The organism is Janthinobacterium agaricidamnosum NBRC 102515 = DSM 9628, from assembly GCF_000723165.1.
Classification (GTDB): domain Bacteria; phylum Pseudomonadota; class Gammaproteobacteria; order Burkholderiales; family Burkholderiaceae_D; genus Janthinobacterium; species Janthinobacterium agaricidamnosum.
The window spans coordinates 4,360,822-4,373,148 of the sequence record NZ_HG322949.1 but is presented as its reverse complement, the minus strand read 5'-3'; the positions used below and the strand labels follow the sequence as shown (position 1 = coordinate 4,373,148).

12 protein-coding genes are annotated in these 12,327 nt (G+C 57.5%); 7 read left to right on the top strand and 5 right to left on the bottom strand.

Annotation, left to right across the window (positions count from 1 at the left end):
- Positions 1 to 80 precede the first annotated feature (80 nt).
- Positions 81 to 827: a nucleotidyltransferase domain-containing protein gene (locus GJA_RS18745; RefSeq protein WP_051781115.1), complete on the top strand. Its 747-nt coding sequence runs from the start codon at positions 81 to 83 to the stop codon at positions 825 to 827.
- Between the two features lie 218 nt (positions 828 to 1,045).
- Here the strand turns inward: GJA_RS18745 and GJA_RS18740 are convergent, their stop codons facing one another.
- Positions 1,046 to 2,407: a chitinase gene (locus GJA_RS18740; RefSeq protein WP_038495208.1), complete on the bottom strand. Its 1,362-nt coding sequence runs from the start codon at positions 2,405 to 2,407 to the stop codon at positions 1,046 to 1,048.
- A gap of 554 nt (positions 2,408 to 2,961) precedes the next feature.
- Between GJA_RS18740 and GJA_RS18735 the strand changes: the two genes are divergently transcribed.
- Together GJA_RS18735 and GJA_RS18730 are read left to right on the top strand one after the other, a co-directional pair.
- Entirely contained in the window at positions 2,962 to 3,405 is a 444-nt protein-coding gene (locus GJA_RS18735) for an ester cyclase (protein WP_197539803.1), read from the top strand.
- 164 nt (positions 3,406 to 3,569) lie between these two features.
- Positions 3,570 to 4,400 (top strand): hypothetical protein, encoded by an 831-nt coding sequence (locus GJA_RS18730; protein WP_038495203.1) that lies wholly within the window; start codon positions 3,570 to 3,572, stop codon positions 4,398 to 4,400.
- 33 nt (positions 4,401 to 4,433) lie between these two features.
- Here the strand turns inward: GJA_RS18730 and GJA_RS18725 are convergent, their stop codons facing one another.
- The 4 genes from GJA_RS18725 to xseA all read right to left on the bottom strand — a co-directional run bounded on the left by GJA_RS18725 (position 4,434) and on the right by xseA (position 8,673).
- A complete protein-coding gene (locus tag GJA_RS18725; protein ID WP_038495200.1) occupies positions 4,434 to 5,300 on the bottom strand; it encodes a Kdo hydroxylase KdoO in 867 nt (288 codons plus the stop codon).
- Between the two features lie 154 nt (positions 5,301 to 5,454).
- The gene (locus tag GJA_RS26320) at positions 5,455 to 6,282 is read right to left on the bottom strand and encodes a glycine-rich domain-containing protein (protein WP_144241595.1); all 828 of its coding nucleotides are present in this window, start codon (positions 6,280 to 6,282) and stop codon (positions 5,455 to 5,457) included.
- 336 nt (positions 6,283 to 6,618) lie between these two features.
- Positions 6,619 to 7,197, bottom strand: coding sequence for a superoxide dismutase [Fe] (gene sodB, locus GJA_RS18715; RefSeq protein ID WP_038500424.1), 579 nt, complete (start codon positions 7,195 to 7,197; stop codon positions 6,619 to 6,621).
- Positions 7,198 to 7,311: 114 nt separating this feature from the next.
- Positions 7,312 to 8,673, bottom strand: a complete 1,362-nt coding sequence (xseA, locus tag GJA_RS18710) for an exodeoxyribonuclease VII large subunit (protein ID WP_038495197.1) — start codon at positions 8,671 to 8,673, stop codon at positions 7,312 to 7,314.
- A 1,294-nt stretch (positions 8,674 to 9,967) separates the two neighbouring features.
- Here xseA and GJA_RS18705 point away from each other — a divergent pair.
- The 4 genes from GJA_RS18705 (at position 9,968) to GJA_RS26860 (ending at position 12,327) form a co-directional block, all read left to right on the top strand.
- The gene (locus GJA_RS18705) at positions 9,968 to 10,573 is read left to right on the top strand and encodes a MotA/TolQ/ExbB proton channel family protein (RefSeq protein ID WP_038495194.1); all 606 of its coding nucleotides are present in this window, start codon (positions 9,968 to 9,970) and stop codon (positions 10,571 to 10,573) included.
- On the top strand, positions 10,570 to 11,013 hold the full coding sequence (locus tag GJA_RS18700; RefSeq protein WP_038495191.1) for an ExbD/TolR family protein: 444 nt from the start codon (positions 10,570 to 10,572) through the stop codon (positions 11,011 to 11,013). Before GJA_RS18705 ends, GJA_RS18700 begins: the two co-directional genes overlap by 4 nt.
- Positions 11,014 to 11,084: 71 nt before the next feature.
- Positions 11,085 to 12,170 carry a tetraacyldisaccharide 4'-kinase gene (gene lpxK, locus GJA_RS18695; protein WP_038495188.1) on the top strand — a complete coding sequence of 362 codons (1,086 nt, stop codon included), beginning with the start codon at positions 11,085 to 11,087 and terminating at the stop codon, positions 12,168 to 12,170.
- Positions 12,151 to 12,327, top strand: coding sequence for a Trm112 family protein (locus GJA_RS26860; protein WP_081905484.1), 177 nt, complete (start codon positions 12,151 to 12,153; stop codon positions 12,325 to 12,327). Before lpxK ends, GJA_RS26860 begins: the two co-directional genes overlap by 20 nt.

Below are 12,327 nucleotides of genomic sequence, written 5' to 3'. Positions count from 1 at the left end.
GCAATAGTAATAATTCGATATAATTTTCGGCTTGCGGTCGTATAGCATGGAAGAGAGGCCACCACCAGGATCTTCTCCCGATGAACTTTGAAGACGCTACCGCGATCGCCCACGCTTTTGTGCGCGAGCATTATCCGCATGCGCAAGCCGCCATCATCGGCGGCTCCTTTGCCAACGGCATCAATACGCCCAGCTCGGACATCGATTTGCTGTTGTTGTTCGAGCAGGTCGAGCATGCGTGGCGCAGCACGCTGACGGAGCAAGGCCAGGTCATCGAACTGTATGTGCACGACCGGACCACCTTCGATTATTTTTGCCGCCAGGTGGACCGCCCCCAAGGCCGCATTCCGCTGGCGATGATGGTCATCGAAGGCAAGAATATCTTGCCCGCCAACCAGGCCCATGCCTCGTTGCTGGCGCTGGCCAACGAAATTCATGCCGCCGGTCCGCCTTTCCTGGACGGGGAGGAACTGGAGCTGCGCCGTTATGAAATCACCACCTTGCTGGAAGATTTAATCGACAGCAGCAATCAATACGAAGCGCTGGCCGTGGCCGCCAGGCTGTATCAATCGCTGGCCGACTTGCAAGTGCGCCGGCGCGATGCGTGGAGCGGGCAGGGCAAGCATTTGTTTCGCCGCCTGCATAAATGCGACCCGAATGCGGCCGCCCGGCTGGACCAGGCGCTGCGCCTGGTGGCCACCGATTACAACGAGGGCAAGGCGCTGTTTTCGTTTGTCGTGCATGACGCATTAAAACCGGTCGGCGGGCCGCTGCTGGCCGGCTTTGCGCTGCATGCGCCATCGCATTGGCGCAGCGTTCCGATGTGAGTCGCCTGAAGGCCGCCCGGCTCAACGGACATCAAGATCAATAAAAGCGCCTGACAAAACGTTCAGTGCAAGGCGCATTGCCGTGGACAGTACAGATGCACGACCAGGCAATCCAACGCCGCCATGGATGTTTTGTCAGGCGCTTTAAGCCGGCAATAAAAAAGCCACTGCCGGTTGGCAGTGGCCAGTGCGCGGTATCGGACCTGCCGCGTCGCTGATTACGGCAGCGTGTTCAGCACGGCCTTGGTTGGCGCCGAGAAGTTGTAGCCGTCGAATTTATCCCAGTTGATCGACCACGTCATCACGCCGCGGAAGGTCGGATAGGCTGCGTTCGGCTTGATGGCGCCGCAGTTTTGCAGGCGGGTCAGGCAATTGAGCGCCCTGCTGACATCGCCCGTGGTGGTGAAGCCCGAGCCGGCCGAGCGAGGGCCTGACGGTACGCCGAAACCGACCTGGTCCGGACGCAGGCCGGCGAAGGTGTTACCGCCGTAATTGAAGCCTTCGATCAGCATGCGCGCCGTCGCCACCAGTTGGTCGGCCGAACCGGCCTTGATCGGGTTGGCCGCGTACGGGGTGTAGACATCGCCGTTGTTGTAGTACTGTGGATGCAGCACCGTCAGCTCGTTGCGCAGCGCATTGATGATCGGGATGTAGGCGCCCCAGATGCTGCCGTAGCTGGTGTAGCCGCCTTCGACATACACCCATTCCGGCGCCATCGACAGATAGAACGACGGACCGACCTTGGCTTTCAGCGCCTTGACCGCGATCGGCAGGTAGGTCTGGATCGGCGCGCCCTGGGTGACGCCGTTTTCGAGGTCGAGGTCGATGCCGTCAAAACCGTACTTGGCGATGATCGCAGCCAGGCTGTTGGCGAAGTTGGTCGCTTCGGCATTCGAGCCGACCGATACCGAACCGTTTTGTCCGCCCAGCGACAAGATCACTTTCTTGCCTTGCGCGCGCTTGTTCTTGATGTCCTGGATGAACTGCGCTTCGCTGCCGGCCGATGGGTCGAGGGTGAAGCTGACATTGCCGCCGCCGGCGTTGTCGGCGAACGACACCACGATCACATCCCAGTCATTGCTCACTTGCGAAATCGGGAAGGTCGGGCCGGCAGGATTGGTGAAGTTGTGCCAGTAGCCGACCAGCGCATGTTTGGCCAGGCCCGGAGTCGGGGTCGGAGTCGGGGTCGGCGTTGGAGTCGGGGTCGGCGTTGGTGTCGGCGTTGGCGTCGGCGTCGGCGTAGGCGTTGGTGTCGGGGTAGGAGTCGGGGTGGGCGTCGGCGTGCCGGTGCCGCAAGCGCCATTGCTGGTCCATGGCTGGCCGGTGCCGGCGCCGCCATTGCTGGTCGATGGATTGTTATTCTGGGTCCAGTAATTGGCCGTGTAATTGACGTTGTTGTAGCTGGCCTTGTTGCCGCCGACATACACCTGGCTGCTGCTCCACGGCGTAAAGCAATCGACTTGCGCCTGCGCGTCAGCCAGCAATTGCGAGTTGCCGGATCCTTCCGATCCGCCGCCGCAGGCAACCAGCGTGCCGCCCAGCAGGCCGGCGATCAAGCTATTGATGATGGTTTTTTTCATGACTTTTCCTTTTTTATTAGTGATCGGCCATCCGCTGCCGCGGAGCGCCATCTTTGAACGCGTCGGAATAGACCTTCGCGTCCTGTGGAGTCGACGCACGTTTGCCACGTGCTTGTTACATCAAACCGATACGCTTGCTACGAGTGAAACAAATTGCCGGATGGCCCCCCATCCACGATGTTGCTGCAGGTGTTTTTTAAGAATGCGAGCATTTAGTTTGGTAGTCAACTGGTTTTAAAAAATCCATTCCAATTTAGTACCAATTTAAAAGTTGCCAAAAATCACCTATGAATATCTGCTTTTTTTGTAATACCAATTTCGACCAAAATCCAGGTGGTATTAGGGACCTCAAAGTGGCGTGAAGAGGCACGAAATGCGCCGGCTGGCGCGCCGTGGCGGGCGCTGCCGTCGGCATGGCGGCAGCCTCGCTGGCCTGTGGTATGCAATGCGACTCGCACTGGAGATACATCAAAGTTGACTGCGGCGTGGCTGGCAAATGCTTATCGCATATCAATCTTTGACATATGTGTCAAAGATTGATATGCTGACGTTTTATGATTGAGGTAAGGAAAGGAAACAAGATGAACTCAGTGGCAATCGTTGAAGCATTTTGGGCGGCAGTGTGGCAGGGCAAGGATTTCGATGCGATTGACCGTTTTGTGGTCGATGACTTTGTCATCACGTCGGGAGGCGTGGATACTGTTTCCAAGGCTAAATTCAAGGAATGGGCGATCCAATTCAATTCACGTATCAATGACTTGACATTCGATGTGATCGAAACGTTCCAGAACGCCGATGGCAGCCGTGTCGCTTCGCGTTGGCATTTGTCCGGGAAAAATAACGGCATCGCCGGCCTGCCGGCCGACCAGCGCGAGATTTCATTGACCGGAACGGCGGTGTGGGCTGTCAGGGAAGATGGGAAATTGCTGCATAACTGGGTGGAGCGGGCGCTGTGGGAAATGCTGCAGCGGCTGGATGCCGGCCCAGCGCTGAAGTAAGCGAAATATCAGTTGCCGTTCCGCTTACTATGCGGCGATTTGCCGACCAAGATTAGGCAAACGCAATACATGACGATGGGAATGGCCGATAGTGGAATAGTGCCCGGTGCCGCCTTTCGGGGACGCCGGGGCATGCCGTTTACACTATTCTCGGGAGTATCATCATGGCCTATTACACCAGTCCCCAGGCGTATTTCGACGAAGCCTACCGGCACAGCGGCAAGAAAAAATTCCTGTTCGAAGGCGATTCCTGGTTTTCGATCCCGGACCTGGCCAATATCCCGATCCAGATCGATTCGCTGCTCGACCCGTCGATCCTGTGCCTTGCCAATCCGGGCGACACCCTGGCCGAGATATCGTCCGGGCTGCAATACCAGATACTCGATAATCTGATCAAGAGCGAGCGCTATGGACAGCAATGGGATGCGATTTTTCTCAGCGCCGGCGCCAACGACATCATCGGCCCGCGGATACAGCAATTTTTAACCATGCCGGCGGCGGTGTCGAACGACCCGCGCGCCTATCTGAATATGGCCCGCTTGAATGCGGCGCTGGACGAGATCGCGGTGATGCTGGGGAAAATTATTACGATACGCAATAATTCCGAGATCAATCAAACCACGCCGATCCTGGTCTACCCGTATGTCTACCTGACACCGCGTCCTGTAGCGCACAAGATTTTCGTATGGAAGGTGTCCGGTCCCTGGATTTATCCGTACATGATACGGGCCGGTATTGACGACTTCACGATGCGCCAGCAAATTGTGCGGTATTTGATCGACCGTTATTTCGGTTTGCTGAGCAAGCTGCAAGCGGTGCCCGGCTCGCATTTTTACGTGATCGACACCCGCTCGGCGTTACCGCCGGTCAGCGAGGAACAGATGAATAAATCGACCTTGTTCTGGAACGATGAAATCCATCCCAGTTCCAGGGGATACCGGGAAATTACCGAGAAGTATTTCATCCCGGTATTAAAATCCCTGGGCCTGGCTTGATGGAGGAGGGCTTGCCTGCTGCTTACTGCTTGCTCAAGTGAGCTTGGCGCCGAGCAAGCGTTCCAGCACCGCCAGTGGCGAGTGCGACGGCTCGGCCATCGCTTCCGGCGGCAGCAGCCAGGTTTGTTCCAGCACATGCTGTCCGCTCAGCGCCGCATGCGATACCTGGTCGGTGTACACCATCCAGGTCTGGCCGGGCATGAACGCATGTACGGTGTGCGGCACCTGCGCCTGGTAAGCCAGGTCGGCTTTCATTTTGTCATGAAGTTGCAGCATATAGTGGTCGTAGGCGCTGCGCCGGGACTTGGTCAGGCCCAGGTATTGCAACAGCGTTGCCGAGCCTGGAAACGGTTTGCCCGCCGAGCGCAGGAAACGCTGCGCCACATCTTCAAATGGCGCGCCCAGTTTCCACACGCGCGACAAGCCATTCGGGTTCACATTGCTGAAAATGCGCAAGATGCGTTCGCCGCGGTTCGGCGACGATGGAAAACTGTCGACATGCAAGCGGGTATCGTCCTTGCGCCACGAGGTGACCCTGCCGCTGATTTCCACCGGCCTGAAACTGGTGTTTCCCTGTTTTATTTTATGGCCGTACGATGGCAGCAACGCATCCATCAACGCACGCGTGTACGTCGCATAACGGCGCATCATCGTATCCAGCAGCGCCGGATCACGGCCGGGGCTATTGCCGCGCACGCCGCGCTTCGCATCCCAGCTGATATTTTTTGCGCTGCCTTCGATGGAAGTCAGCAGCGGCATTTCATGGTCGGTCAAGACAAAAGGCAGTTGAGGTAACAACAACAGCTTACCGCTCTCAAGCGCTTGCAGTGCGGATGCCTGCAACGCCGGTGCGCCGGTATTGTCCCAACTCGCCACCGATAATTCGACGATGTCGGACATGGTCTGGTCTCCAAAGCTCCAAAGTGAAAGAAGATTAACAGTTTATACAAAAAATGGCGCGGCTGTTTTGTGCGGTGTCATAGGGGGTGTGTAAATGAGCAAGACAGATTGCCCGACGATCCCATTGCTGCTGGATCGCGGGCAGTCGATGTGATCAAGCCTGTTCGGCGGCGGGCGCCTTTTGCGGGCTGAGCCTCAATTCGACCAGCGCGTTCGAATAGCCGTGCGGCGTCAATCTATTCTGCACTAGCTCCTTGCCAATTTCGTCGAGTTTTTCGATATTCCGAAGTACCCACACGTCTTTTAATGGACGGTAATAGGCTGGTTTGCAGGAGATCACCGGGATCGGGCGCTTGAAGGCTCTTGCCTGCCGGTCGTGGTCTGACAGCCAGGGCGAGAATAAGCCGCCGTGGCCAAGGCCGAGATGTTCAATGGTATGTTTGAAATTTCCTGACTGAATAATGAAGCTGTCGGGATGCGACTGCATGCCTGCATGATCCACCCCCTGCGGAAAAATTATTTTCAACAAGGCAGCGAGGCCGGGTCCATGGGGTTTGGGGCCGGTGCCGCACCAGCCGTCCTCATCCCAGCCGAAGTTAAGCAAGGCCTGGCGCCTGGTGAACTCGGCGGCGGCCAGCAAGTCGGCCTCATCGCTATTTCCCCGTTTGCCGAAGAATGGGAAATGATGCAGGAAGTCGCCAAACAGCATGCTGCTTTGCACCAGATACAATTCCGTATCCAGCAGGTGCGCATGCCAGACGTAATCGATGTACCTGGAGGGCGAAAGCGGTTCCTGGTTTGCATGGCACAAGAACAGGAAACCCTTGTATTTTTTTATTGCATCGAGCGTTTGTTCAAATGATAGTCCCGGATGATCTTCCGGGTGCATCAGCTTGTACGCCAGTGGACCGAAGTCGAGTTGATTGAGCGTATGCAGGAATTCCTTGAACTTGCCGTCATCTTGCTGGTCTGAATCGTTCATATTCATATCTCCCTGGAACAAACGGCAGACGCAAATTGTTCGACCCTGCCGGTCATTGTGCAGTCGAAAGCGTGCAATCTCAACACGGTGCAGGTGCAATTCACGGCGCCGCAGCCGATGCCCATCCCGTGCAGCATAAATGGCGGGCGAACGGGGACTTTGTGGCGCATCAAGTGTGCACGGAGCGTGCAGGGCGATGGGCGAAAGGGCGGAAAAAAGGGCTTTTACCTGACGGTAAAAGCCCTTTTCATAGCAGCATCAAACCTGGCACATTGTTATGTCAGATTGTATTTTTTGACGTCGAAACAAATGCAACGCCGCCGAAAATCAGCGCACTCAGGCGAAGTTTTTGGCGACGAAGTCCCAGTTGACCAGGCCCCAGAATGTTTCAACGTATTTGGCGCGCAGGTTGCGGTAGTCGATGTAGTAGGCGTGCTCCCAGACGTCGCAGGTCAGCAGCGGTTTGTCGCCGGTGGTCAATGGGCAGCCGGCGTTCGAGGTGTTGACGATATCGACCGAGCCGTCGGCTTTTTGCACCAGCCAGGTCCAGCCGGAACCGAAGTTGCCGACGCACGACTTGGTGAATTCTTCCTTGAATTTGTCGAACGACGACCATTTTGCATTGATCGCATCGGCTACCGCGCCGGTTGGGGCGCCGCCGCCGTTCGGCTTCAGGCCGTTCCAGTAAAAGGTGTGGTTCCACACCTGGGCCGCGTTGTTGAAAATACCGCCGGACGATTTCTTGATGATGTCTTCGAGCGACAGGTTTTCGAACTCGGTACCCTTGATCAGGTTGTTCAGGTTGGTGACGTACGCCTGATGATGCTTGGCGTAGTGGTATTCCAGGGTTTCTTTCGAAATATGCGGCGCCAGAGCGTCCATTTCATATGGCAGTGGTGGCAGAGTATGTTCCATGTGATGTCCCTTTAGATGATTGATCAAATAGTTGAGCAGAATATTTTTGCTGAAGCGACCACTATTGTAAAGCGGATGCGCCATCGCTGCTGACTTGCTTCGTGCCGGATACTTTTATTCCAGCGTGGTTTGCACGCTGGCAAGGCCGATCTGCACGCTGCCTTCGGCCAGCCGCAGACCGACATGCTGGCGCGCCTTCAACTGGCCAGGCGCGCGCACGATGGCGCCCTTGTCGTCGGTCAGGATCGCATAACCGCGCTCCAGTGTGCGCTGCGGATTCAATAATTCCAGCTGCGCCGCCAGGCCGGTCAAGCGTTGGCGGTGCTGGGCCAGCCGGTTGGCCATGCCGCTGGCTGCGCGGCGCCGGTATTCCAGCAGGCTGGCGCGCGGCACGGCGGCATCGGGCCGCTGGCCGGCCCAGCGCGCGCGCAGTTTGTCGAGCGCAAAATGGGCCTGGTTCAACGGTGTCCGGGTGGCGTGCGTCATCGCGGTCGACAGCGCCAGCACTTGCAGGCGCTGCTGCTGTATCCGGGCTGCCGGACTGAGCAATCGGCGGCTGTAATTGTCCAGCGTTTGCGCCGCTTCGCCGAGACTGCGCTGCATCGCGCGGCGCAAGTCGCCGGCATCGGCCCTCAGCGAGCTCAGCCAGTCGGCGCGCGGCGTGGCCGCCAGTTCGGCCGCCGCGGTCGGCGTGGCGGCGCGCAAGTCGGCCGCGAAGTCGGCGATGGTGAAGTCGGTTTCATGGCCGACCCCGCAAATCACCGGCATCGCGCACGCGGCGATCGCATGCGCCACGCCTTCATCGTTGAACGACCATAAATCCTCGATGCTGCCGCCGCCGCGGCACACCAGCAGCACGTCGCATTCGGCGCGGCGCGACGCGGTAGTGATTGCTTCGGCGATTTTTTCCGGCGCTTGCTGGCCTTGCACCGGGCTTGGATACAGCACGATGGACACATGCGGCGCGCGCCGCTTCAGCGCGATCAGGATGTCGCGCAGCGCCGCCGCCTGCGGGCTGGTGACGATGCCGATGGTCCTGGCGAACATCGGGATGGCGCGCTTGCGCTCCGGATCGAACAAGCCTAAGGCGCCGAGCTTTTCCTTCAGGCGCAGGAATGCTTCATACAAGGCGCCGACGCCGGCGCGGCGGATCGCTTCGACATTGATCTGGTAATCGCCGCGCGCGCCATACAAGGTGACCAACGCGCGTACTTCGACCTTGTCGCCTTCGCGCGGCGTAAAACCGGCAAATTGCGCGCGGCCGCGAAACATGACCGCGCGCACCTGGGCCGCGTCGTCTTTCAGCGTGAAATACCAGTGGCCGGAACTGGCGCGGGTGAAGTTGGAAATTTCGCCGGCGATCCAGCTCAGCGGAAACGAGCGTTCCAGCAAACGGGCCACGGCCTGGTTCAGGGCGCTGACGCTTAAAACCGGCGCCGCAGCGTAGGCGCTATCTGTTGAGGTATCGGTATTCATCGAAGCTGAGGGAAAACTGTCCACATATTATCCGGGAGGTCATGCTTATGTCATATTTGACGCGAAACAACAAGTTATTTTTGTAAGTATCTGATTTTTATATGAAATTTATAGTGCCTTATTTCGGTGCAATGGCAAAAAGTCCTTATGGATCAAGCACATCGCGGCTCAGGCTGCTAGTTACGCACAAAGTTATCCACAAAAAATGTGAGGAACTTTTTGCTTCAGAGTAATACGTTTGGCTGAGCTCAACGTCATCTTTTGCGAGTGGCGCCAAGCAGTCATATCGGCTGCTTTATTTTTGTGCAGGGAAATAATATTGATATATATCAATGACTTAATGGTGCCGCTATCGCCTTGCTCACAATCTTATCCACAGAAGATGTGCAGAACTGGCTGCACTTGAATTGATATTGCTTTAATGCATTATTGACGGGCGGCTGCTTGTGTGATTTTACTGCTTTTAAGCCGGTGCGCTTAGCTGAACAGGGCAACTGCTTAGCATGCCATTTTTTTGCGCATGATAAAAAACCCCTTATGAATCAATGGCCTTGGTATGCTCCGTGACGCTTGCGCACAATCTTATCCACAGAATTTGTGCAGAACTGTGCAAAAGTCCCTTGCTGGGAATACACAGGAAGCAATATGGCCGCGACTGGGCGCGATCAAAAATAGCGGTTTTTTACTGCACCTTTTTTATGCAGGGAAAAAATATCCTTTTAAATCAATGCACTGATGCAAGCTGGCTGGCCTTGCTCACAATCTTATCCACAGAATATGTGTGAAACCATGCCTGACGCTGGAAAAGTGATATGGCCAGTCTTTTATCCGGGGCAGATTGTGTTTTCGAGCATAACAGGGCGGCTTTTATCCCATTGCGATATTTTTATGCACGGAAATAAAACCCTGATAAAACAAGGCACTTAGGCCGTGTCGAGTGGCTTACGCACAATCTTGTCCACAGAATGTGTGCAAAACTGTTGAAAAATGACTGGATCATGCTTATCCCCGCGATGTTGATGTTGCCTCATTTTTGAGCGGCAAATAAATATCCTTATAAATCAAGGGACTTGAGCCATATCAAGTCCCTTGCTCACAATCTTATCCACAAAAGATGTGCAGAACCCGGTCCGGCGGGATCCGCCGCCGTACGACAGGCGCGATGGCCTGCGTGTAATGCTTGCCGACGGCGACTCAACGCGATACATTGCGCCATTCGCTTTGCCTGTGGGTACAATGTCTGTTCTGCCGTGCCTGTAGGCTGCGGCGACCTTAATTTCATCGGGAGTTCGTTTTGCTCGCTATTTTCCAAGCTGCTGGCTGGCCTATCTGGCTATTGTTGATCGCGTCCATCGTTGCGCTGGCGCTGATCGTCGAGCGTTTGCTGTATTTGCGTCGCAGTAAGATACTGCCGCGCAGCTTGCTCGATGACGTCGTCAAGGTCTATCGCAGCGGCAAGATCACGCCGGATACGCTGGAAAAGCTGGAACAGAATTCGCCGCTCGGCGTGGTGCTGGCATCGGCCTTGCGCAACGTCGATTCGCCGCGCGACGTGATGAAGGAGTCGATCGAGGAAGCCGGCAGCGGCGTGGCCCATGTGCTGGAACGTTTCCTGACGACGCTGGGCACCATCGCCACGCTGGCGCCGCTGATGGGGCTGTTCGGCACGGTGGTCGGCATGATCGAGATTTTCGGTTCGCAAAACGCCAGCGGCGCCAATCCGGCCCAACTGGCGCACGGTATTTCGGTGGCCTTGTATAACACCGGTTTCGGCCTGGCGATCGCGATGCCGACGCTGGTGTTTTACCGCCATTTCCGGGCCCTGGTGGATAGCTTCATTATTGAAATGGAGCAGCAAGCGGTCAAATTCGTCGATATCGTCCACAGTGCGCGCAAATGAACTTCCGTAAAGGCAAGGGGCGCGAAGACCCCGAAATCAACCTGATCCCGTTTATCGACGTGTTGCTGGTGATCCTGATCTTCTTGATGGTCACGACCACGTACAGCAAGTTCACCGAATTGCAAATCACCTTGCCGACCGCCGATGCCGACAAGGTGCAGGAAAAGGCGTCCGAGATCAATGTCACGGTCGACGCCAAGGGCAATTACACGGTGAACCGCGAACCGGTGTCGTTCCGCGACGTGGCCGGCCTGGCCGACGCGCTGCAAACTGCCGCCAGGGCCGGCAACAATGGCCAGCCGCCGGCCAGGACGCCGGTGGTGATTGTCAATGCCGATCAGTTTGCGATGCATCAAATGGTCATCAATGTGATGGAAGCGGCGCGCCTGGCAGGTTACGAAAAGCTGACCTTCGCGGCCCAGACCGGCGGCAAGAAGTAAGCGGTCACTGTCATCATTTTGCACGGCGTGCCGCATGGCACGCCCCATCTTCCCGCGCTTTCCCGTGCCCTATGTCCAATCTCCCGATTCCTGTTGTTGCGAAGCCATCCAGGCTGGAAGCCGTGTTGACGCGCAACTGGCTGCGCCGTGGCCCGCTGGCGTGCGCGTTGTGGCCGCTGTCGCTGCTGTTTCGCGGCCTGAGCGGCGTGCGCGCGGCCTTGTACCGGAGCGGTATTCTCAAGTCGAGCAAATTGCCGGTGCCGGTGATCGTGGTCGGTAATATCTTTATTGGCGGCACCGGCAAGACGCCGCTGACGATCTGGCTGGTGCAGGCCTTGCGCGAGGCCGGCTTGACGCCGGGCGTGATTTCGCGCGGCCATGGCAGCAAGGATCGGCAGGGCGGCAATCAGCCGCGGCCGGTATTGGCGGATTCCAGCGCGCTGCAAGTGGGCGACGAACCGTTGCTGATCGCACAGCACGGCCGCTGTCCGGTGATGGTCGGGCGCGACCGCGCGCAGGCGGGCAGGGCGCTGCTGGCGGCGCATCCGGACGTCGACGTGCTGATCACCGACGATGGCTTGCAGCATTACGCCTTGCAGCGCGATATAGAAATCATCCTGTTCGACGGGCGCGGCACCGGCAATGGCTGGCTGTTGCCGGCCGGACCGCTGCGCGAAGCGCCATCGCGCCGGCGCGATTTCACGGTGGTCAATGCGCCCGTGCTGTCGCCGCGATTGCTGGCGGCGGTGGCCGGTCCGTCGGGCGCCGCGACGCAGATGCAACTGGCCGGCGAGTTCGCCGAACGGCTGGCCGACCGTAGTGAGCGCTTGCTGCTGAGCCAGCTGGCGGGGGCTGGCAAGAACATCGTCGCGGCGGCCGGCATCGGTAATCCGGGACGTTTTTTCAGCATGCTCAGGGACATGGGGTTGCACTTTGCCGAGCTGCCGCTGCCGGACCATCACGATTTCCTCGACCGGCCGTTCGCCGCGCTGGATGCGCAGCTGATCTTGATCACCGAGAAGGATGCAGTAAAATGTGCGCAAATTGAACATCTCAAAGACGACCCCCGTATATGGGTCGTGCCGGTCGCCGCGCGCATCGATGCCGCGCTGGCGCAACAAATTGTGGAGAAATGCCGTGGACGCTCGCATGCTTGATATCTTGATTTGCCCTATTTGCAAGGGCCCGCTGGAACATGACAAAAAGGCGCAAGAGCTGATTTGCCGCGCCGACCGCCTGGCTTACCCGATACGCGACGGTATCCCGATCATGTGGGCCGACGAAGCGCGCACGCTGCAAGACGCGATCGAATAA

What these genes read in the sequence shown, in the direction of transcription:
- lpxK (WP_038495188.1), top strand. Translation starts at nt 11,085, where the DNA reads ATGTCCAATCTCCCGATTCCTGTTGTTGCGAAGCCATCCAGGCTGGAA.
- GJA_RS18740 (WP_038495208.1), bottom strand. Translation starts at nt 2,407, where the DNA reads ATGAAAAAAACCATCATCAATAGCTTGATCGCCGGCCTGCTGGGCGGC.
- GJA_RS18700 (WP_038495191.1), top strand. Translation starts at nt 10,570, where the DNA reads ATGAACTTCCGTAAAGGCAAGGGGCGCGAAGACCCCGAAATCAACCTG.
- xseA (WP_038495197.1), bottom strand. Translation starts at nt 8,673, where the DNA reads ATGAATACCGATACCTCAACAGATAGCGCCTACGCTGCGGCGCCGGTT.
- GJA_RS26320 (WP_144241595.1), bottom strand. Translation starts at nt 6,282, where the DNA reads ATGAACGATTCAGACCAGCAAGATGACGGCAAGTTCAAGGAATTCCTG.
- GJA_RS18735 (WP_197539803.1), top strand. Translation starts at nt 2,962, where the DNA reads ATGATTGAGGTAAGGAAAGGAAACAAGATGAACTCAGTGGCAATCGTT.
- GJA_RS18730 (WP_038495203.1), top strand. Translation starts at nt 3,570, where the DNA reads ATGGCCTATTACACCAGTCCCCAGGCGTATTTCGACGAAGCCTACCGG.
- GJA_RS18725 (WP_038495200.1), bottom strand. Translation starts at nt 5,300, where the DNA reads ATGTCCGACATCGTCGAATTATCGGTGGCGAGTTGGGACAATACCGGC.
- sodB (WP_038500424.1), bottom strand. Translation starts at nt 7,197, where the DNA reads ATGGAACATACTCTGCCACCACTGCCATATGAAATGGACGCTCTGGCG.
- GJA_RS18745 (WP_051781115.1), top strand. Translation starts at nt 81, where the DNA reads ATGAACTTTGAAGACGCTACCGCGATCGCCCACGCTTTTGTGCGCGAG.